This window comes from Leisingera sp. ABD4_442 (assembly GCF_056160905.1).
Map to the genome: position 1 here is coordinate 1 of NZ_JBSWYB010000002.1, position 20,743 is coordinate 20,743.

The 20,743-nt window shown below is 61.7% G+C and carries 20 protein-coding genes and 1 tRNA gene; 13 read left to right on the forward strand and 8 right to left on the reverse strand.

The genetic code is table 11. From position 1 onward, the window contains the following. Positions 1 to 142 precede the first annotated feature (142 nt). Positions 143 to 219, forward strand: a tRNA-Met gene (locus ACXAHG_RS01860). Between the two features lie 148 nt (positions 220 to 367). Here the strand turns inward: ACXAHG_RS01860 and ACXAHG_RS01865 are convergent. The 5 genes from ACXAHG_RS01865 to ACXAHG_RS01885 form a co-directional block, all read right to left on the reverse strand. Beyond that, positions 368 to 1,494 (reverse strand): IS3 family transposase gene (locus ACXAHG_RS01865; protein WP_475055626.1). Its coding sequence is split into 2 segments (ribosomal slippage): positions 368 to 1,230 and positions 1,230 to 1,494, totalling 1,128 coding nucleotides; the frame shifts between segments, so codons are not numbered across the junction. Between the two features lie 168 nt (positions 1,495 to 1,662). Then, positions 1,663 to 1,800 (reverse strand): hypothetical protein, encoded by a 138-nt coding sequence (locus ACXAHG_RS01870; protein WP_475040582.1) that lies wholly within the window; start codon positions 1,798 to 1,800, stop codon positions 1,663 to 1,665. Positions 1,801 to 2,030: 230 nt separating this feature from the next. Continuing rightward, the gene (locus ACXAHG_RS01875; RefSeq protein WP_475040584.1) at positions 2,031 to 2,504 is read right to left on the reverse strand and encodes a DUF6505 family protein; all 474 of its coding nucleotides are present in this window, start codon (positions 2,502 to 2,504) and stop codon (positions 2,031 to 2,033) included. After that, positions 2,501 to 3,169, reverse strand: coding sequence for a biotin/lipoate--protein ligase family protein (locus ACXAHG_RS01880; RefSeq protein WP_475055627.1), 669 nt, complete (start codon positions 3,167 to 3,169; stop codon positions 2,501 to 2,503). Before ACXAHG_RS01880 ends, ACXAHG_RS01875 begins: the two co-directional genes overlap by 4 nt. 23 nt (positions 3,170 to 3,192) lie before the next feature. Then, positions 3,193 to 4,251 carry an Mrp/NBP35 family ATP-binding protein gene (locus ACXAHG_RS01885; protein ID WP_475055629.1) on the reverse strand — a complete coding sequence of 353 codons (1,059 nt, stop codon included), beginning with the start codon at positions 4,249 to 4,251 and terminating at the stop codon, positions 3,193 to 3,195. 59 nt (positions 4,252 to 4,310) lie between these two features. On the opposite strand from ACXAHG_RS01885, the gene ACXAHG_RS01890 reads away from it, so the two are divergent. Further along, the gene (locus ACXAHG_RS01890; protein ID WP_475055630.1) at positions 4,311 to 5,051 is read left to right on the forward strand and encodes a hypothetical protein; all 741 of its coding nucleotides are present in this window, start codon (positions 4,311 to 4,313) and stop codon (positions 5,049 to 5,051) included. Here ACXAHG_RS01890 and ACXAHG_RS01895 read toward each other — a convergent pair. Then, positions 5,045 to 6,994, reverse strand: coding sequence for a 4Fe-4S binding protein (locus tag ACXAHG_RS01895; RefSeq protein ID WP_475055632.1), 1,950 nt, complete (start codon positions 6,992 to 6,994; stop codon positions 5,045 to 5,047). The genes ACXAHG_RS01890 and ACXAHG_RS01895 overlap by 7 nt on opposite strands. 373 nt (positions 6,995 to 7,367) lie before the next feature. Between ACXAHG_RS01895 and ACXAHG_RS01900 the strand changes: the two genes are divergently transcribed. The 10 genes from ACXAHG_RS01900 to ACXAHG_RS01945 all read left to right on the forward strand — a co-directional run bounded on the left by ACXAHG_RS01900 (position 7,368) and on the right by ACXAHG_RS01945 (position 17,066). Beyond that, entirely contained in the window at positions 7,368 to 7,901 is a 534-nt protein-coding gene (locus ACXAHG_RS01900; protein ID WP_475055917.1) for a DUF3305 domain-containing protein, read from the forward strand. Beyond that, positions 7,898 to 8,530, forward strand: coding sequence for a DUF3306 domain-containing protein (locus tag ACXAHG_RS01905; RefSeq protein WP_475055633.1), 633 nt, complete (start codon positions 7,898 to 7,900; stop codon positions 8,528 to 8,530). The genes ACXAHG_RS01900 and ACXAHG_RS01905 overlap by 4 nt, the downstream gene beginning before the upstream one ends. Next, positions 8,527 to 9,132, forward strand: coding sequence for a TorD/DmsD family molecular chaperone (locus ACXAHG_RS01910; protein ID WP_475055634.1), 606 nt, complete (start codon positions 8,527 to 8,529; stop codon positions 9,130 to 9,132). Before ACXAHG_RS01905 ends, ACXAHG_RS01910 begins: the two co-directional genes overlap by 4 nt. Positions 9,133 to 9,214: 82 nt before the next feature. After that, positions 9,215 to 9,400: a twin-arginine translocation pathway signal protein gene (locus tag ACXAHG_RS01915; RefSeq protein ID WP_475055636.1), complete on the forward strand. Its 186-nt coding sequence runs from the start codon at positions 9,215 to 9,217 to the stop codon at positions 9,398 to 9,400. A gap of 113 nt (positions 9,401 to 9,513) precedes the next feature. After that, positions 9,514 to 12,411 carry a formate dehydrogenase subunit alpha gene (locus tag ACXAHG_RS01920; RefSeq protein ID WP_475055638.1) on the forward strand — a complete coding sequence of 966 codons (2,898 nt, stop codon included), beginning with the start codon at positions 9,514 to 9,516 and terminating at the stop codon, positions 12,409 to 12,411. A gap of 12 nt (positions 12,412 to 12,423) precedes the next feature. Further along, positions 12,424 to 13,017: a formate dehydrogenase FDH3 subunit beta gene (gene fdh3B / locus ACXAHG_RS01925; RefSeq protein WP_255105806.1), complete on the forward strand. Its 594-nt coding sequence runs from the start codon at positions 12,424 to 12,426 to the stop codon at positions 13,015 to 13,017. Positions 13,018 to 13,127: 110 nt separating this feature from the next. Next, positions 13,128 to 14,327 (forward strand): formate dehydrogenase subunit gamma, encoded by a 1,200-nt coding sequence (locus tag ACXAHG_RS01930; protein ID WP_475040598.1) that lies wholly within the window; start codon positions 13,128 to 13,130, stop codon positions 14,325 to 14,327. Then, positions 14,324 to 15,604 carry a c-type cytochrome gene (locus ACXAHG_RS01935; RefSeq protein WP_475055640.1) on the forward strand — a complete coding sequence of 427 codons (1,281 nt, stop codon included), beginning with the start codon at positions 14,324 to 14,326 and terminating at the stop codon, positions 15,602 to 15,604. Before ACXAHG_RS01930 ends, ACXAHG_RS01935 begins: the two co-directional genes overlap by 4 nt. Continuing rightward, entirely contained in the window at positions 15,601 to 15,726 is a 126-nt protein-coding gene (locus ACXAHG_RS01940) for a hypothetical protein (protein ID WP_475040600.1), read from the forward strand. The genes ACXAHG_RS01935 and ACXAHG_RS01940 overlap by 4 nt, the downstream gene beginning before the upstream one ends. Before the next feature lie 11 nt (positions 15,727 to 15,737). Continuing rightward, a complete protein-coding gene (locus ACXAHG_RS01945; RefSeq protein ID WP_475040602.1) occupies positions 15,738 to 17,066 on the forward strand; it encodes a sigma-54-dependent transcriptional regulator in 1,329 nt (442 codons plus the stop codon). Between the two features lie 4 nt (positions 17,067 to 17,070). On the opposite strand, the gene ACXAHG_RS01950 is transcribed toward ACXAHG_RS01945, so the two are convergent. Next, the gene (locus tag ACXAHG_RS01950) at positions 17,071 to 19,032 is read right to left on the reverse strand and encodes a sensor histidine kinase (RefSeq protein ID WP_475055642.1); all 1,962 of its coding nucleotides are present in this window, start codon (positions 19,030 to 19,032) and stop codon (positions 17,071 to 17,073) included. A 374-nt stretch (positions 19,033 to 19,406) separates the two neighbouring features. After that, on the reverse strand, positions 19,407 to 19,622 hold the full coding sequence (locus ACXAHG_RS01955) for a hypothetical protein (RefSeq protein WP_475055928.1): 216 nt from the start codon (positions 19,620 to 19,622) through the stop codon (positions 19,407 to 19,409). Between ACXAHG_RS01955 and ACXAHG_RS01960 the strand changes: the two genes are divergently transcribed. Further along, positions 19,548 to 20,738 carry a serine/threonine protein kinase gene (locus ACXAHG_RS01960; protein WP_475055919.1) on the forward strand — a complete coding sequence of 397 codons (1,191 nt, stop codon included), beginning with the start codon at positions 19,548 to 19,550 and terminating at the stop codon, positions 20,736 to 20,738. The two genes, ACXAHG_RS01955 and ACXAHG_RS01960, sit on opposite strands and share 75 nt — an antisense overlap. The last annotated feature ends 5 nt before the right edge of the window (positions 20,739 to 20,743 follow it).

Below are 20,743 nucleotides of genomic sequence, written 5' to 3' on the forward strand. Positions count from 1 at the left end.
GCACTGCCGCGCCGATGGTACTTGGGCTAAAGCCCTGGGAGAGTAGGTCACCGCCAAACCTAGTAAAATCCAAAAAATCTCTCTGAACGATAAAAAAAACTGTCCTCAAGAAGCGTTCCACGCGGTAGGACAACCAAAATGCCGCGGGATGGAGCAGCCAGGTAGCTCGTCAGGCTCATAACCTGAAGGTCGCAGGTTCAAATCCTGCTCCCGCAACCAGCACAATTTCCTCATAAATATCAAAGGCTTCGGATAACCCATCCGGGGCCTTCCTCGTGTTCGCGCCCTTGTTGCCCGTGGCTAGGCCCAACGTAAGCGTTGCATCAAGCCCCCTGGGTGGCCTGATCTGACTGGTCCAGTTTGATTGTTAGTGCATCACTGGCCTCGGTTCCATCGGGATGATGGCTTCTGGAGCCGGGGGCCTGTAGCCCAATGCACTGTGGGGTCTCTTTGTGTTGTAGTGTTTCCTCCAGCCTTCGATGATGATTTGAGCCTCCTTCACCGAATAGAATATCTCACGGTTGAGCAGTTCGTCCCGCATCCGGGCGTTGAAGCTCTCGACGTAGCCGTTCTCCCAGGGGCTTCCGGGTTCGATGAAAGCGGTCTTAGCCCCGACAGCCTCAATCCAGGCCCGCACGTCATTGGCAACAAACTCCGGCCCGTTGTCGCTTCGAACGTAAGCTGGCGGCCCGCGCAGGATGAACAAGTCCGTCAGGGCATCAATCACGTCGGTCGAGTTGAGTTTCCGTTTCACTCGGATCGCCAGGCATTCACGGCTGAACTCATCCAAGATGTTCAGTGTGCGGAACGCTTTCCCATCGTCGGTTCGGCAATGCACGAAGTCATACGACCAGACATGGTTGCGATACTCGGGGCGCAACCGGATGCATGACCCATCGTTCAGCCAAAGCCTTCCTTTCTTCGGTTGCTTCGGTGGCACCTTCAGCCCCTCTCGTCGCCACAGCCGCTCAATCCGGCCATCACTGACCTGCCAGCCTGCATCCCTCAGCAGCACAGCAACGCGCCGGTAGCCGTAGCTGCCGTATTGCCTGGCCAATTCGGTCATGTCGGCAACCAGCCGTTCCTCGTCTTCCCGGCCCCTTGGATGATGCCGCTGTGTCGAGCGATGTTGCCCGAGCACGCGGCAGATCCGACGCTCCGATACCTTCATCCCGCTACGGATCAGCTGGATGCAGGCTCGGCGACGAGCGGGGCTCAGAAGTTTCCCCGTGCGGCTTCCTTCAGGATGAGCTTGTCCAGTGTCAGATCCGACACGGCCTTTCTCAGCCGCTCGTTCTCCTTCTGGAGACGCTTGAGTTCCTTCAGTTGGTCGGTTCCCATCCCACCATACTGCTTGCGCCAGCGGTAGTAGGTCTGCTCCGTGATGCGAACCTCCCGGACTGCATCAACCCGCGCCATTCCTTGCCCGACAAGCACATCAACCTGCCGCAGCTTCTGAACTATTTCCTCTGGCTTGTGCCGCTTGTTCGCCATTCTCTGTCCTCCGTTTCCTAAACATAACGGTGGACCAGTTCAGATGGGGCACTCCAAGCCTCTTCAGCAGGTCGGGATTGGTCTTGTGCTCTTTCGTCGGTTTGTTGGTGCTGGGCTTTTGGAAAACCGGGCTCACCCATGCCGCGCCTCACTTCCCGCCCCAAGGCATCAGCTTTCTTTCCAAAAAGAGCCGGCCACTGCCAGCCTCCCGATCTTGGCGTGAAGCTCCTTCACCTGCTCCTCGTCGGTCTCGGTTTTTTTCCGGCTGCCGCGTTCGAATACGCCGGAGGCAACCTTGAGGAGCACATTTTTTCATTGGTGGATCATCGCCGGGTGCACCCGGAACCGGCCCGTCGGCACAGCACCGGTCTCCTCCTCCTTCAGCACCTAAAGCGCGGCCCTCACCTTGAAACCGGGCACGTGCTGCTTGGTTTCGGCTTTATTGATCTCCTTTTCGTCGAAGATCTGAAGACTGCAATCGCAGCTTATGCCGGTGGCCGGATTGCAAGTCCGCTACCAAACATTGACCTGCCTGATCAGGGGCTGCTGTGTACCGCAAACTGGGTCAGATCTGCGTCCTCCGGAGTAATGAACCGGTAGGATTCGCGTACGCCCGATTCCGTAAGCTCACGGGTAACGGTCAAAAGAGTGTTTGGGGCATGCTCGCCGCAAAGGTCGGCCATCTGGGCAAGCTCTTCTGCGGCGATAGGCAAGGCAGCCTCCAGCGTCGGCGCGCCGTAGTAGGTCACGAAATGCTGTGCCAGCAGGGTCTTTAGGCCTTCCATTTCCGATGGCGTGATGTCGGTGACAGCAACAAATGTCACCCGGCCACCGGTTTCCAGGCCGAGCCAGCCGTTGGCAAATGCCTGGCGCGCCTTGCCGTTGAGGTCTGCCTCCGACCAGTCGGAGAACTCGAACCCGCCCGGCAGGCACCATTCGCCGGTACGGGCAGGGCTATTGTAGACACGGGTGTCGGACTCGTCGAAATGAATCGCGCGGGCGAGTTTCATGGCTGCTCCAAAAGGGTTGTGAGCGGGATCAGGCGGGTATCAGGGCCGTTGCGCAGAAGCATGCCGAAGTCCTCGTCCACGCCGGTAAACGTGCCGCTGTATGTGTCTTGCGTTACAGTCTTGCCAAGGTCTTGAACCAGCCCCCGCCATTCCGAATGGAGCGGCCGGGGGCCTTCGTCTTCCCAGCGGGTGATCCAGTTGAGGGTGTGGCGGGCCCAGGCCTCGATCAGGCTGGCGGGCTGCACATCAGCGCAGCCTTCGGCGTAAAGGGAGGTCTGGTCCGGCGTGGCGCCAGGGGTTTCTGATGGCCAAAGCGGCAAGGAAAGGCTGATTACCAGCCAATCGGGGACTTGCATCGGATCTGCCGCAGCGCTTGCTGCGCGCAGGGTGCCGCAGGTGGCTCCATTTATGGAAATGGCGCCGTTCCAGGCCAGATGCACGGCAAGTTCTGGGGGGCCGAGAGCGCCAAGGGCATTTTGAAAGCTGACACCGCACAGCGGCATCATTGCCATCGCCTGCTGAAGCGGCACATCCGGTGCAAACACAATTGCCGCCTCCAGCACGGGGGGGGCCAATCTGTAGCAGACCAAACCAGCGTCGCAGCCCAGTACAGCGCGGCGGCAGGCGGTGGCAAAAGGGCTGTCGGTGCAGGGTTCACCGTCCATGAGGGGTGGGAAGCGCAACCGGGTCATGCCATGCCCTGCCCGATCAGCGTCTGCGCAATGCTGTGAAAGGCCTGGGCCTGGGGACCATCGGGATTGGAGACGGTGACCGGTGCCCCGCCATCGGCAGCAAGGCGGATTTGCATGTCCAGAGGCACTTCCGCAAGCAGGGGCACGCCGAGCTTTTTTGCCTCTGCCGCGACGCCGCCGTAGCCGAACACATGCTCTTCATGCCCGCAGTTGGAGCAGATGTGCGTGGACATGTTTTCAATCATGCCGGCGATTGGGACGTGGAGCTGCCGGAACATGTCTATCCCCTTGCGTGCGTCCAGCAGAGCAATGTCCTGCGGGGTGGATACGACGATCGCCCCGTCGACACGGGCTTTTTGCGCCAGGGTCATCTGCACGTCGCCTGTTCCGGGCGGCAGGTCCACTATCAGGACGTCCAATGCGCCCCATTGTACCTGCATCATCATTTGCTGCAGCGCGCCCATCAGCATCGGGCCGCGCCAGACAACGGCCTGGTCCTCATTGGTCATGAGGCCGATGGACATCATCGTGACACCGTGATTGCGCAGCGGCAGGATTGTCTTGCCATCGGGAGAGGACGGCCGTCCTGAGACACCCAGCATACGCGGCTGTGAGGGGCCATAAACATCCGCATCCAGCAGACCGGTGCGGCGGCCGCGGGCTGCCAGCGCGCAGGCGAGGTTGGCAGAGACGGTGGATTTGCCAACTCCGCCTTTACCGGACGCGACGGCGAGGATGCGCTGGACGCCAGGAATGGCCTGCGGTCCTTGTGGTTGCACCGCGGCTTTGGGTTTCAAGTCAGGCGGTGCCTTGGAGGAATGGCCGGTCAGCACAATGGACACCTTGCCGATGCCGTCCAGCTCTTGCAGCCGCGCTTCTGCCTCGCTGCGCACGGCCTCAAACTGAGAGGCATGCTCGGGGGCGATTTCCAGCACGAAACGTACGGTGGAGCCGTCAACGTTCAGCGCCCTCATGGCGCCGCTGGTAACGATATCACCGCCCTGCACCGGATCGGCAATGGTTTTTAAAACCGTAAGAACGGCCTCTCTGCTCATCTTTTGTTTCCTTCCTGCCGTTGACGGGCCTGCAGGGCCGCGCCTAGGCTGATCCTATTATGCGTGCGGGATATCTGGTTGTCATATTCTGGCTGCTGCCCCATCCTGTTTTCGCCGACGAGGGGCGGATGGTGCGGCTGCACGCGCCTGCGGCGCTGGCGGAGAGCGGCCTGTTGCGCCATATCCTGCCGCGGTTTTCGCTGAAAACTCAGGTCAAGGTGGAGCTGACGGGCCTTGCAGACGCCGACCTGGCTCTGGGGCCGGAGGGGGAGGCGCTGTTTGAGGGGGCTGGTGCGGTGTGGCACTTGCAGCTGCGGCGCCCTGGACATGCTGGAGCCGGCAAACTGGCCGCGTGGCTGCGTTCCGAGGTCGGCCGGCGGACGGTTCTGGGCTTCGCGCCAAAGGGGGGGGCTGTGTTCACAGCACCGCTGCAAGCGGCCAGACAGCCGGTACCGGCTGGCGTGGACGGCGATGCTGTGCTGGGGCGGCAAGTGGCAGAGGCACAATGCGGCCGCTGCCATGTGGTAGCAGAAGGGGCCGGGATTGCCGGCATCGGATCCACCCCCAGCTTTCAAGTGCTGCGCAGCCTCAGCGACTGGGAGGAACGGTTTTCCGCCTTTTATGCGCTCAACCCGCATCCGGCCTTTACGGAAATCGAAGATGTTACCGCCCCCTTCCCGCAAGACCGTCCACCGCCTGTCCACCCTGTCAGCCTGACTTTGGCAGAAGTGGAGGCACTGCTTGCTTATGCCGCTGCGCTGACACCGGCAGATCTGGGGGCGCCGCTGCAGCATCAATGATCACGGCGTTTGCTGAGGTAGTCTTCGGTGGTGCGGGGGCTCGGGCGTTCTCCTCCGCCGAAGGGGTTGTTTTCGCTGTGGAATTGCGCATTCACCCGGCAATCGTCGCACATCTGAATCATCCGCAGCGCACCGGGATCCTGGTACATACTGTGGGCTGAAAGTCTGTCGGTAATGCGTTCAATGGTGGATTTCACCCCGAATAGAGCCCCGCATTCGACACAGGCAAACGGCTCCTCCTCATTCAGGACCTTTTGCGAAAGCGCCGCGGGGGTGAGGTCCAGCTGCGGCACGAGTGTTATCGCGTTTTCCGGGCAAATTCGCGAACAAAGACCGCATTGCAGGCAGGCGTCCTCTTGGAACCGCAGCTGCGGTGCATCCGGGTTGTCGCTGAGAGCGCCGGACGGGCACAGCGAAACGCACGAAAGACAAAGCGTGCAGTTGCCGGTTTCAACCGCGACCGCACCATATGGAGCCCCCTTGGGCAAGGGCAGCACGCGGGCATCCGGGTTCAGGGCCCTGGCGGCTTGCCGGGTGATTTGGCGGCGGGTGCCAAGCGGGCGGACCGTTGCGGCGCATGAGGGTGGCGGCGCGTTGTCATAAAGGGCGGCTTCCAAAGCGTCCGGGTCAGACAGGTCCAGTATCTTCACGGCTTCGCTGCTGCTGAGCGCCTGGGCCAGCGCCGCCTGCTCTTGCAGCGCGTGCGGATCAGTCCCGGGGCCTTGCAGCAGGCAGACGCGGGCAAAGCCACCTGCCAGCGCAGCCAGCATCTCGGCATGTCCGAACAGGTTGAGGGCCGGCAGTTCCATCGGAATCACATCTGCAGGCAGGCCGCGGCCGAACCGGGCGGAAAGGCGGATCATCTCTGCTCCGCGGACATCGCTGATCAGCAACCGGGGCGCCACGCCGCCGGCGTCAAGAAAGGCCTTGGCCAGGGTCTGAACCCGAAGCATCGTCAGATCCACCGGCGGTGCGTCATAGTTGATGGCAGCGGACGGGCAGACTGCAGAACAGGCACCGCAGCCGGCGCAGATCATTGGATCTATGGACACGTGATCGCCGGCCGGGGTGATGGCGCCAGTTGGGCACAGGTCCAGGCAGCGCGTGCAGCCTTTCTGTTCTGCCCTGCTGTGGGCGCACAGCAGCGGTTCCGCCCGCACGTAGAGCGGTTTTTCAAAGGTGCCAACCATCTGCGAGGCGGCCAGCACAGCGGCAGCGACAGCCGGCGGGTGTGTAGGGTCGGCGCGCAAGTAGCCCTCGCGCTTTTCCGGTGCGGAGAACAGCGGCGCCCCGCCGCGCAAGTCCAGGATGATGTCACAGTCCGACTGGCCGCCGTCCTGGGCCGCGCTCCAGCTCCAGGCACCGCGGCCTCCGGGCTCCATCACTTGCAAGGTGTCAATGCGGACTTGGAATTGACCCAAGGCGCCAGAGGCCCGCGACAGGCGGCCCAGCACCACGTCAAAGCCGCGCGACGGGGGCAGGTCCGGGGCGCTGTCCAGCAGGACCGTGACGCCAAGCGTTTCCTGCAGCTGCTCGGCGGCTTGCAGTGCTGCCTCTGCAGGGCCCAGGATCAGGCACAAGCCGTCCGAGGTGACATCGCGTGTTCTGGGGGCTGCGGCAGGCAGAAGCGCCTCAGCGGCGAGGGCGGACATTTTGGGCAGTTTCGAGGCCTTGTCCGCACTCCATCCGGCGCGGTCACGCAGGTCCAGAAGCGCCGGAGGAGGGGCGTTCAGCTCTGTGGCAAGAGCCTCGAAAATCCGGCTTTCCTGGGTGCAGCAAATAATTGCATCGCCTGAGTCCAAAGCTGCCGCAGCACGGTCAATCTGGCGGGTGCAAAGTGCGGTGCAGGGCGTTGGAACTGATAGCCCGGTCGCGTCCGCCAAGCCCTGTGCGTCAACTTGTTGAGTGCCTAAACAATCACATGTTATCAGTGATTTGACCATGTCTTCCCCGTGGGCCGTCTAGGTGCTTTGCGGCCTCGTTTTCCCTGATGTCTCTCTCGATTTAGACGCGATTCGAAATCTGCCACAACCGGTTTTGTGAGGCGGGACGCGGCGCAGCGGCTCCGAATCAGGCCAAGTTTGGGGTGTGTGATTCGGGTGTCCTGGGCCGCTCATTTTTCCTGAGTCTTTTTGTCGATATGGACAAAACGTCCGGCGCGGTGAACGGGCCTTGGAGGGGCTGCCCAAATTGACCGGAAACAGCCCGGAATGCGAAGGCACGCAATTCCGCGCTTTGCCGGTGGCAGGGACGTGGCGCAGTCTGGAAACCGGGGAGGAAAACCGGTTGATTCACAATCCGAAGATGTACCGGACAATGCCGCTTGGCATCGTACTGCGCAAAACCCGGGGCGTAACCCGCTGGGTGCCATGGTGCTGGCGCGCGATTGCGGTTCTGCCCGGGGCGGCTCCGGCCCACTGGCATGAAATGCGCCGTGAGAATGACGCGGTGGAGTATCATGCCGCGACACTGACGCTGGAACTGCACGGGGCTGAGGCAGAGGCCTATCACCACGGGCTGAACGCGCGGTTGCCGAGTGTCTATGTTGTGATGCGGCAGCAGGCTGGGGATGCGCCTCTGGACATGCTGCTGGTCACTGCTTCGCCCTATGAGGCACAGGATTACACCGACAGCGGCGAGGAGATTGTCGAGAAGGTTCCGATGCCGCCAGCGCTGCTGGCCTGGGTGCGGGAATTCGTCGAAGAGTTTTATCAGGAAGAAGCCTTTGTAAAACGCCGCCGCGACAGGAAGCGGGTTGATCTGGCCGAAGATGGGATCGGCGATCCCCGCATTGTTCAGACAGCCGATGTCTACCGCTCGCCCTCGCTGCTTAAGCGGAGGCTGCAATGATGGATGGCTGGTCCCGCCGGCGTGCTGCCGTTGCTGCTGAAGCCCGGGCCGGGGAACGGCTTCGTGCTGTGGAGGCGGCAGCAGAGCAGGAGGCGCGGCAGGCGGACAAGAGCGACGCGGAACTGCTTGAGGACCTTGGCCTGCCGGAACCGGAGACACTGAACGCGGGAGAAGACTTCCGTCAGTTCCTGGCTGAGGCAGTGCCAGCCCGGCTGAAAACCCGCGCTCTGCGGCATTTGTGGCGGGTCAATCCGGTGCTCGCCAATCTGGACGGGCTGGTTGATTATGGTGAGGATTTCACCGACGCAGCCACAATTCTCGAAAATATGCAGAGCGCCTATCAGGTCGGCAAGGGCATGTTTGCCCATGTCGAGGAACTGCAGCGCCAAGCGGAGGCTGAACAGCCTGGTGCGGCTGCGGAGCCGGCAGCAACGGCGACAGAGACCGCGGATGCGGCACCCGTGGATCCGGACACAGGCGAACCTGAGGACAACACGTCTGAGGCCCCCCTTACTCAGGCCGCTGAGCGGCCGGCTGACATGCACCCGGAAGAGCAGGAAGCGGTGTTCGCCGCAGGCCCCGGGCCGCGGCGGATGATTTTCACCTTTGACAATCAGAGGACAGGATGAGCGCAGCAGTGGACACCAGAATTGCCGAAGAAGACCGCCTGAGGGCAGATTTGTACAACTATCTCGGCCTGATGCTATCCGGGCCGCCGAACCAGATGCTGCTGGATCAGACTGCCGGCCTCAGCGGCGACGAAACCGAGCTGGGGCAGGCGATTGCGACGCTGGCGAAACTGGCGCGGCTAACCAAGCCGAAGGCAGCAGAAGGCGAATTCAATAAGCTTTTCATCGGGCTGGGACGGGGGGAACTGCTGCCCTATGCCTCCTACTACCTGACTGGTTTTCTGAACGAAAAACCGCTGGCGGTGCTGCGTCAGGATATGACGGCACGCGGGTTGGCACGGGCAGAGAACGTGTTTGAGCCTGAAGACAACATTGCCAGCTTGATGGAAATGATGGCGGCGCAGATCGCGGGGCGGTTTGGGCTGCCTGTTCCGCTTAATGAGCAAAAGATCTTCTTTAACCGGCACATCGCACCTTGGGCACCGCACTTTTTTGCAGACCTCGAGGCGGCCAAGAATTCGGTTCTTTATGCTGGGGTCGGCGCTGTCGGCCGGGTGTTCATGGAGATCGAGACCGAAGGTTTCCGCCTGAGCGGGGCCTGAAGCCGCAGCGGCGGCATGCGCCGCGCGGACAATTGGCGGGCAACCGTTGGAACGGAACAGAAGCAGCAAGGAGGAGGAAAGGATGAGCAAGGAAACCAAGGCATCGCGCCGGGAGTTTCTGAAACTGGTCGGCACAGCAGCACCCGCAACGGCGGTGGCCGTTGCAGCCGGCGGCAAGGAAGCGGAAGCGGCAGAGCCGGACCTGACGTCCGAAAAGATGCAGGACACCGCGCATACCCGCGCTTACCTCGAGACCGCCCGGTTCTGACCCGGACGCGCTATTCCGCCTTGTGGCAACTGGTTGCGTGACGCCCGACCGCCAAAGGCACATTCCGCAGTTACCAAGCAAGCGGGGTTCCCGCAGGCAAGGGAGAGAAAAACATGCTTAGGAAAAAGACCAACGGGGTTGCGCGACGCCCCCAGCGGACAAGTATCCTGTCTGAAGCCGCAAATGCTTCGGTTGACCGCCGCGCATTCGTGCGCGGGTCGGGTCTGGCGATTGGCGGGCTCACCGCAATCGCGGCCACCGGCGGTACAGTGCAGCAGGCCAGTGCGGCCACAGCGGCAACCGGAACGGTGGAGCTGAAAAAATCTGTTTGCACCCATTGTTCCGTCGGCTGCACGGTTGTTGCTGAGGTTTCTGATGGTGTCTGGGTCGGACAGGAGCCCGGCTGGGACAGCCCTTTCAACCTCGGCGCCCATTGCGCCAAGGGGGCTTCAGTGCGCGAGCACGCTCATGGCGAGCGTCGGCTGAAGTACCCGATGAAGAAAGAGGGCGGTGAGTGGAAACGCATCAGCTGGGAGCAGGCGATCGACGAAATCGGCGGCGGCATGATGAAGATCCGCGAGGAAAGCGGGCCTGACAGTGTCTATTGGCTGGGATCGGCTAAGCACAGCAACGAACAGGCTTATCTGTTCCGCAAGTTTGCCGCCTACTGGGGCACGAACAACGTGGATCACCAGGCGCGGATTTGCCATTCGACCACGGTTGCAGGTGTTGCCAACACCTGGGGCTATGGCGCGATGACGAATTCCTACAACGACATCCACAACTCCAAGGCCATCTTCATCATTGGCGGCAACCCGGCAGAGGCGCATCCCGTGTCGCTGCTGCATGTGCTGCGCGCGAAAGAGCAGAACAATGCGCCGCTGATCGTCTGCGATCCGCGCTTTACCCGTACGGCCGCCCATGCTGATGAATATGTGCGCTTCCGGCCCGGCACCGATGTAGCGCTGATCTGGGGTATACTGTGGCACATCTTTGAAAACGGCTGGGAAGACAAGGAATTCATCCGCACCCGTGTCTGGGGGATGGATCAGATCCGCGAAGAGGTCGCTAAATGGACCCCGGAAGAGGTCGAACGTGTGACCGGCACACCGGGCAGCCAGCTGAAGCGCGTTGCGCGGACCATGGCCAATAACCGTCCCGGTACGGTGATCTGGTGCATGGGCGGAACCCAGCACACCAACGGCAACAACAACACCCGGGCTTACTGCGTGCTGCAGCTGGCACTGGGCAACATGGGCACATCCGGCGGCGGCACCAATATCTTCCGCGGCCATGACAATGTGCAGGGGGCCACGGATCTGGGCGTGCTGTCCCACACCCTGCCAGGCTATTATGGCCTGTCCAAGGGCGCCTGGGCGCATTGGGCACGGGTCTGGGGCGAGGACCCGGAATGGCTGGCGGGGCAGTTTGCCACCACCACCGGCGCCGATGGCACCGAGAAAGCGCTGCAGAACCTGAGCGGCATCCCGGTCAGCCGCTGGATTGACGGTGTGCTGGAAGACCCGGCGAATATGGACAACCCGGACAAGGTGCGCGCAATGGTTCTGTGGGGGCACGCCCCGAACTCGCAGACCCGCGGGCCGGAAATGAAGACGGCGATGGAGAAGCTGGATATGCTGGTCGTGGTTGATCCCTATCCGACCGTCTCTGCCGTGCTGCATGACCGCACCGACGGGGTCTATCTGCTGCCTGCTGCGACGCAGTTCGAAACCCGCGGCTCTGTCACGGCCTCGAACCGGTCGCTGCAATGGCGCGAGAAGGTGGTTGATCCGCTGTTCGAATGCAAAACCGATCATGAGATCATTGGCCTGTTTGCCAAGAAGTTCGGCTGGCATGACCGCTTCTTCCGCAATATCAAACTGGAAGAAGACGGGGTGACCCCGGATGTCGAAGACACGCTGCGCGAGATTAACCGCGGTATGTGGACCATTGGCTATACCGGTCAAAGCCCGGAAAGGCTGAAGATGCATATGGCCAATCAGCACACTTTCGACCGCACCACCCTGCAGGCGGTGGGCGGACCGGCGGATGGCGATTACTACGGTCTGCCCTGGCCCAGCTGGGGAACACCGGAGATGAACCATCCGGGCACGCCGAACCTCTATGACATGTCCAAACCCGTCAGCGAGGGCGGCCTGACCTTCCGGGCCCGGTTCGGGGTGGAGCGCGACGGGGAGAGCCTGCTGGCCGATGGTGTCTATTCGGCAAATTCCGACATCCAGGATGGCTACCCGGAATTCACCATGCAGATGCTGATGGACCTAGGCTGGGACAGCGACCTGACGGAAGAAGAGCGCGGCGCGATTGACGCTGTTGCCGGTCCGAAGACCAACTGGAAGACCGACCTGTCCGGCGGTATCCAGCGGGTGGCGATCAAGCATGAATGCGCCCCCTTCGGCAACGCCAAGGCCCGCACTGTGGTCTGGACCTTCCCGGACCCGATTCCGCTGCATCGCGAGCCGCTCTATACCAACCGGCGCGATCTGGTGGAGGACTATCCGACCTACGAGGACCGGCATGCCTACCGTCTGCCGACCATGTATGCTTCGATCCAGAAGAACGACTTCAGCAAGGATTACCCGATGATCCTGACGTCGGGGCGCCTGGTCGAATACGAGGGCGGCGGTGAGGAAAGCCGGTCGAACCCCTGGCTGGCTGAGCTGCAGCAGGACATGTTCGTGGAGATCCACCCGAGAGATGCCAATAACCTTGGGGTGCGCGACGGGGCGCAGGTCTGGGTCGAAGGCCCTGAGGGCGGCAAGGTTAAGGTGATGGCAATGGTGACCGAACGGGTCGGCGAGGGCGTTGCCTTCATGCCGTTCCACTTCGGCGGTCATTTCCAGGGGGCGGACCTCAGGGACAAATATCCCGACGGGGCCGACCCTTATGTGCTGGGCGAAAGCTCAAATACGGCACAGACCTATGGCTATGACTCTGTCACCCAGATGCAGGAGTCGAAATGTACTCTCTGCAAAATCTCGGCAGCATAAGGAGATCAGAAAATGGCGAGAGCTAAGTTCCTGTGTGACGCCGAACGCTGCATTGAATGCAACGCCTGTGTCACCGCATGTAAGAACGAGCATGAAGTGCCTTGGGGCATCAACCGCCGCCGGGTGGTGACGATCAATGACGGCAAGCCGGGCGAACGGTCCATTTCGGTTGCCTGCATGCATTGTTCAGATGCTCCCTGCATGGCGGTTTGTCCGGTCGATTGCTTCTATCAAAACGAAGAAGGCGTCGTCCTGCACTCAAAGGATCTGTGTATTGGCTGCGGTTATTGCTTCTATGCGTGTCCGTTCGGAGCGCCGCAGTACCCGCAGGCGGGCAATTTCGGGTCGCGCGGCAAGATGGACAAATGCACCTTCTGCGCCGGCGGACCGGAGGAGACGCACTCCAATGCGGAGTTCTCCAAATACGGCCGCAACCGGATTGCCGAGGGCAAACTGCCGATCTGTGCTGAGATGTGCTCGACCAAGGCCCTGTTAGCGGGTGACGGCGATGTGGTCTCAGCGATCTACCGCGAGCGCGTAGTAGCGCGCGGTTTCGGTTCCGGCGCCTGGGGCTGGGGCACCGCCTACGACCAGAAGGGCGGCTGAACCTGCCTGGGAGGGCGCTCTGCCCCTCCCCGGATTGGCATGGATGGGGCGGTCCGCAATCGGGCTGGCCTGTCCTTTCCTTGGAGAAATGAACTCAAGGAGGGTGGTACATGCTGCGCATGGCACTCGTACTTGTCTTATCGCTGTTGTTGCTGGGCAGCCTGCCTGACGTATCCCGGGCAGAGGCCCCGGACCGTTCAGCGACCGGCGGGGCGCAAACGCTGGAGGACATTCTGGCCCGTCAGCGCGGGGAAAAGGTAGACGACTCCTTCCGTCGCGAAGACACTGGCGATCCGGGGTCGGCGGCCGCACTTGCGGCGCAGCTTGGCACTTTGGGCGGGGCGTCGGATCCGGAATTGTGGCGGGCTTTGCGGTTCAATTCTGCGGATGTCACGGTGTCTGCGGGCGGAGCGCCAGCAGCAGTCCTGGTTCAGGATGGCGGTATGGCCTGGCTGACTTTCCGGGACGGGCCGCTGCGCCAGTATGGCGGCTGGCTGTTGCTGGGCGTGTGTGGTGCGCTCGCACTATTTTATCTGCTGCGCGGACGGATTGCTCTGGACGCGGCACCGTCCGGGCGCACCGTGACCCGGTTCAAGGCGATTGAGCGCTTTGCCCATTGGCTGCTTGCAGGTTCGTTCATCGTGCTGGCCCTAACCGGTCTGCTGGTTCTGTTCGGCCGGGTTTTTGTGGCGCCCTATCTTGGAAAAGATCTGAATGCCTCGCTTCTGATGGCTTCGAAATGGCTGCACAACAACGTGGCCTGGGCCTTCATCTTGGGGCTGGTGATGGTCTTTGTGATGTGGGTCGCGCATAACCTCCCGAACCGCACGGATCTTGTCTGGCTGCGCCAGTTTGGCGGCATCATCGGCAATGCGCACCCGCCAGCCAGGAAATTCAACGCCGGGCAAAAGGTAATCTTCTGGGCAGTGATCCTGCTGGGTGGCTCGATCGCGGTGTCCGGCCTGTCATTGCTGTTCCCCTTCGAATTGCCGCTTTTTGCTAAGACATTTGCCGTGCTGAACGGCATTGGCGCGCCGGGCCTGATCGGGCTGGATCCGCTGCCGGAGGTACTGGCACCGCATCAGGAAATGCAGCTTGCCCAGGTTTGGCACGCCATTGTTGGTTTTGTCCTGATGGCGATCATTCTTGCCCATATCTACATCGGCTCAATCGGAATGGAGGGCGCCTTTGACGCCATGGGCACGGGTGAGGTGGATGAAGCCTGGGCACATCAGCACCACGCCATCTGGCTCAAGGAGGAGCTGGCAAAACAGAAAGCAGCGCCTTCGGAGGCGGCGCCGGCCGAATGAGGCGCTGGGCCGCGGCATTGCTTCTGGCGGCGCTGCCGCTGCCTGCGGCGGCGCAGGAGTTTACCACGCTCAAAGGGCATGGGGGACCAGTCATGGCTATTGCCGTGTCGGGTTCAGGGCAGGTTGCAACGGCGAGTTTTGACAACTCTGCTGCCCTGTGGCACGACCGTGTGCCGCGCTGGCTGGAGGCACATGGTGCAGCTGTGACCGCATTGGCGTTCACACCTGCCGGGCTGGTTACCGGCGGCGATGATTTCAGTGTCTACTTATGGCGTTCGGAAGGTCCTCAATTGCTGGGCCGGCATCAGGGCAAGGTGGCGACCGTTGCAGCAGAACCGGGTGGCCGCCGGGTTGCGACAGGCAGCTGGGACGGCTCTGTCATCCTGTGGCCGCTGGATGGCGCAGAACCGCTGCGCCTGGCCAGCCCGGGGGCCGGTGTGAACGATCTGGCCTTTGCCGGATCGGCACTGTTTGCGGCGACCACCTCCGGCGGCTTGCTGCGCTATGATCTGAGCCAGCCTGACCAGGCGCCGTTGCCATTGGTCAGGCACGGTTTCGGGATCAACTGCATTGTGGCCGGGGCTGGCTGGCTGGCCTATGGCGCTGTGGATGGCAGCACCCGCGTGATTGATCCGGAGACCGGCTCTCTGATTGCCGATTTCACCCTCGACCGGCGGCCCATTCTGGCGCTGGCATATCATGCTGGCACACGGCAGCTGGCGGTCGGGGACGGGCAGGGGTACATCATGGTGCTGGACACGGAAGAGTGGCGCATCACCCGCGACTTTCATGCCACAAGGCAGGGGCCGGTCTGGGCCTTGGCGTTCTCGGCAGACGGCCGCATGGTCTGGGCGGGCGGTCTGGATGATGTTGCATTTGGCTGGCCGGTGGACCTGCTGGACACGTTCGAACCGGCAATGGGGCAGCAGCGAGGCTTTCTGCGTGATGTGTCAGCAATGCCGAACGGCGAACGTCAGTTCATGCGGAAATGCTCTATCTGCCACGCGCTGACCGCAGACCCCACGCGCAAGGCTGGACCAAGCCTGCACCGGGTTTTTGGCCGCAAGGCAGGAACATTGCCGGGCTACAGCTACTCGCCCACGCTGGACGGATCGGAAATTGTCTGGAATGATAATACCATAGATGCGCTGTTTGCTGAGGGGCCGGATCGCTTCATACCGGGGTCCAAGATGCCGATGCAGGTGATCGCAGGCGCAGGCGACCGGGCCGACTTGATTGATTTTTTGAAACAGGCGACCGGAGGAGAAAGCCAATGAAAGCGATGCTGGCCGGATTCGCGGCAATGATTGTTATTTCCATTGCAGCAAGCCTTGTTCTGAAGAGTTCTGGTTTCTCTGCAGCAGAACGGCAATCTGGTGCTGCGGTGCGGCTGAACTGAGCGGGGGACAGGTGGCGGACGACTATGGCAGCAGCCTGGCAGGGGCTTCGATCCTAGTGGTCGACGATGAGCCGGGAATGCGCAACTTCCTGACCAAGATCCTGGCGCCGCGCTGCAAGCGGGTGGTGCAGGCGGGTTCCCCGGCCGAAGGGTCGGAGCAGCTGGACAAGGCGCATTTCGACTTGGTGATACTGGACAACATCATGCCGGGCAAGACGGGCCTGGAATGGGTGGCGGAACAGCGCCGGAAAGGGCTGTTTGCGGATACCATCCTAATCACGGCCTATGCTGATTTGGAAACCGCGATTCAGGCTCTGCGCGCGGGGGTCAGCGATTTCGTGCTGAAGCCGTTCCGCGCCAATCAGATCTTGAACGCAGTCTCTCGTACTTTGGACCGTAAGAACCTGCGCCGCGACAATACTCTGTTGCGCCACGAGCTGTTTTCCGAGGGCGGGCCCGGCACCTTGTTGGGCCAGTCTGCAGCGCTGGCTGAGGTCAGGGCGATGCTGCACAAGCTGGCGCCAATGCCGACGCCTGTGCTATTCACTGGTCCCAGCGGCACCGGCAAGGAGATCGCCGCGCGAACGCTGCACCAGCTTTCGGACCGTGCGGAGAAACCATTTGTGGCGGTAAACTGTGCCGCAATTGCGCCAGAGCGGATCACACACGAACTGTTCGGCATCGTCGAGGCGGAGGAGCAGCGCCGGGCGGGCCTGTTTTTGCTGGCTGACGGCGGCACGCTGTTTCTGGATGAGGTGGCGCAAATGCCCGAGCCGCTGCAGGCAGCGCTGTTGCGGGTGCTGGAGGATCAGCGCATCCGCCCGGTCGGGGCGGAGCGGGACATTCCGCTGAATCTGCGCTTCTGTTTCGCCACCAATGCAGATTTGTTCCAGGCTGTGGCAGAGGGGCGGTTTCGCGCGGACCTCTTTCATCGGATCAACGTGGTGAATATCACCATGCCGCCCCTGAGCGAGCGATCGGAGGATATCGTCGAATTGGCCGCCTTTTTCATGACGCATCTGTCCCGGGCATTGGGAATGCCTGCTCTGATGCTGGATGAAGAAACGCTTTTGAACCTGCGCCGGTACGACTGGCCCGGCAATGTGCGCGAACTGCGCAACCTGATCGAACGGTCGCTGATCCTTGGCGAATTTCCTGAGGAGTTCGCAGGCAGCGGACGGGTGACAGGGGCCGAAGCAATGGAAAGCCTGGAGCTGGTGATGCAGCGCCACATCCTGCACGTCCTGGACCGATGCGATGGCAACCGTGCCGAAGCGGCCCGGCGCCTGGGCGTTTCCCGCAAGACCATCGACCGCAAATGCGCATCTTGGGGAATGTGACGGATCAGCCTTCAGCCTCTGGCAGCCATACGGTGAATTCGGCACCGCCGACCTCGGGATTGCGGGCCAAAATCAGCCCCCCGGCCCGTTGAACCAGGGTTTGGCTGATCGACAGGCCTAGCCCGGTGCCCTCGGCCTGTTTGGTGGTGAAAAACGGGTCAAAAACAGAAGACAGCTTGTCAGCCGGGATCCCCGGCCCGCTGTCACGGACCGCAAAGCAGACCCCTGCGCGCCCCTCGTTGCTGCCAGGGGCAAGACGCAAAGTCAGGGTGCCGCTGTCCCCCATGGCCTGTGTTGCGTTGACAATCAGGTTGATCACCACCTGCTGCATTTCGCCGGGGTCAATGCGCACGGGGGCAACTTCAGCGAATTCCTTAACCAGCCTAATGGCGCGTTTGGACAGGAGGTGATCCACCAGCACCAGGCTGTCTTCGACCAGCGGACCCAGCAGCAGCGTTTCGTCGTAGCCGGAGAACTCACTGGGCCGGGCGAATTGCAGCAGTTTGCCGACAATCGCATCAATCCGCATCACTTGCTGGTCAATCAGCGCAAGCTCGGTTCGCACGTCTTTGGCATCCGGGCCTAGTGTTTCCCGGATCACGTCCACATTGCCCTGGATCACCGCCACAGGATTGTTGATTTCATGGGCAACGCCGGCAGTTATTTCGCCGATGGACGCGAGCTTTTCCGACATCACCAGCTGTTTGAAGGTCTCTTCCAGCTTGGCATTGGCCTTGCGCAGTTCGGCAGTGCGCTGGTCAACCATCTGGTTCAGCCCGTCAGCATAGGCCCGCAGCTTCTGGTCGCGGTCCTGAACCTGGTTCAGCAGGCTGTCCAGATGCGCTGCGACCGCGCCGATTTCCCCTTTTGCACCTGTATCGCCGTTGCGGGCCGAGAGATCGCCCCGTTCGACCAGCCGCATGGTTTTGTTCATGCGTTCCAGCGGGGCAAAAATACCCTTGGCGAGCCAGAGGAACAGCGGGCCCGACAGCAGCAGAACCCCCGCAAAGGCTGCAATCATCCACAGGTAGGCGGCACGCTTGGCCGCGTTGAAGGGAGCTTCCAGAAAGCCGACGTAAAGCATGCCGACCCGTTTGCCGAAACTGTCGGTCAATGGCAGATACCCCGAAATATACCAATCATTGACGACAAAGGCGCGGTCCAGCCAGGTTTCCCCTTGGCCCAGAACCCGGTTGCGTACCGCTGCTGAAACCCGGGTGCCAAGGGCGCGCACGTCTTCGAACAGGCGCACATTTGTAGAGACGCGCACATCTTCCAGGAACAGGGTCGCGGTGCCCTGGCGCTCGCCGCCGGTTACGGCGTTCAGATAGACCAGTGTGTTTATCGTGTCGATGAACTGCAGATTGCGGTTCAGCAAGATCCCTCCGACCAGCACCCCGCTGTGCCCGTTAGCCAGGACAGGACTGGCGCTGTGAACGACCATGCCCCGGTCCTCGACCGTGCGGCTGGTTGGCACGGCTGCGGCGGTTTCGATCAGATCGAACCTGGCCCGCAGCGCCAGGCCTGGCGATAGCGTGTTCAGATCCTTGGGGGCCATGATGTCAATTGCGGTGCCGCCGGTTCCGTTCATTGCTGCCTTGATCACCGGCCACTGCCCGGCAGCGTTGCCGGCATCGCTTTGCGGCAGGAAATACAGGAAATCCAGGCCGAGATGCCCCTGTTTCAGTGTGAAATACTCCTCCCGCTCAGCCGTGGTTCCTTGCAGCACCTCTTTGAATTCCACTGAGCCTGATATGCCGGACAGATCGCGTTTGGTCCCGGTCATCAGCTCTTCGAGGTATTGCTCGGCAATGCGCAGGTCGCTTTCCACATTGGCGATCAGCAGCGCGTCATAGTCCGCGCTCCAGCGTGTCATGCCGAGGAGCAGCAAAAAAGGCATCAGCACGATCAGCGGCAGCAGGGCCATGACCAGCAGGCGCAACCGGACAGAAGAAAGAGGGGCCATGCCCGACCCTAACCCTGTGCCGGATACGGGGCAAATACTGGATGCTGAAACGGGGGATCCACTTACTGTTCATGCCGGTCCGGGATGGCAGCGGGAGCGATCTGCTCAACGTCCGCGGAACTGCACCGATTAGAGGGGATTTTTCAACTAGCGCTGCAGTTTAACTAACTTCAAGGCAAGTAGTTAGGCCTGGCTTAACCCAATGATTGCTGGCCCTTGCGGGCGATTGCGGCGGAATTGCGGCGCGATTGCCTTAATTGCCCGAAAGCTGCCGCAAACACTCCGCATTCCGGTTCCAGCGTTGAGGTCCATCCGGATGCTGCCGGTTGGGGTTCCAGCTGCCATGGGGAAATGACGCAGTGCCTCACGACACACTAGCCGCCGATCAGGCCGACACCTGCGAACTGCCCTGCGGCTTCAAGCTGCTTCAGGGACAGTACCAGATTGAGCGGCCGCTGATCAGCGGCGGCTTCGGGATCACGTATCTGGCCCGGGACAGCCTCGAACGCCGGGTGGTGATCAAGGAGTGTTTTCCCGCAGGCATCTGCCGTCGCAGCGGCACCAGCGTTGAGCCTAGCGCGCCGGAACATGCCAAGTCCTGCCGCAATGTGCTGCGCACCTTCCTGCGCGAGGCCCACCTGCTGGCCCGTGCCAGGCACCCTTCCATTGTAGAGGTGCATCAGGTCTTCAAGGAGAACCAGACGGCCTATATCGCGATGGAATTTGTTGACGGCCTGGACTTGCTGACCGTGCGGGAAGAGCAGCCCGGCCGATTGACCGGTCCGGTTCTGCGGCGGGTGCTCGATCAGGCATTGGAGGCGCTGCGCTGCCTTCACAAGCAGGGGATACTGCACCGCGATATTTCACCGGACAATCTCTTGCTTGGCAAGGACGGCGTCCTAACTTTGATCGACTTCGGAGCCGCCTGCGGCAGCACACCCAGCGATGATACGGCTTTGCCGGTGCTGCTGGCTGTCAAGGACGGCTACTCTGCACAGGAACTGTACCGGCCGGAATTGCCACAGCGTCCGGCCTGCGACATCTATGCCCTAGGTGCCACCTTTTATTATCTGATCACCGGCCGGACGCCGCCCGGCAGTCAGCAGCGCATGACGGCCGTCATGGCAGGTGATCCCGACCCCTGCTGTCCTCTGTTGGGCGGCCCGTGGAAATTGGATCCTGCGTTGCTTGCAACAGTCGACCACGCAATGTCGGTACTGCCTGCAGAGCGGTTTCAATCTGCACAGGAATGGCAAGACATGCTGGCGGAGTGCGATGACGTGCCGCTGCCCGCTGAAGCAGTCAAGCGTCAGCCGGTCCAGCCAGCGGAGGCCTGCGGGCTGGACGCAGTCATTGCCGATCTCGTCGCTGCGACAAACGGCAGCCTGACGCCAGGGCTTCCGCGCTCGGCCCGGCAGGCGGAGGCTTTTGCAGAGCCGCCTCAGGTCAAACCGCAGCGCCAACTGGTCAACATTTTTGGCGAACCAGTCAGCGATCTTGAGACCTGGCTGGAAGAAGAGGACGCGCTGTCGCGGCGCAAGAAGAATACCCCCGCCGCGGAACAACCGGCCGCTCCGCTGCCAATCTCTGCGCCGCCCCTGGCTGAACCGATCAGGGAGCTGCGCCGGAAAAAGCCGGGTATCGCCAGCCGGTTGCGTAAGATTTTCGGGCGCCAGCGCAGCGCTCCGCTCACGGCTAAGAACTGAAGGGA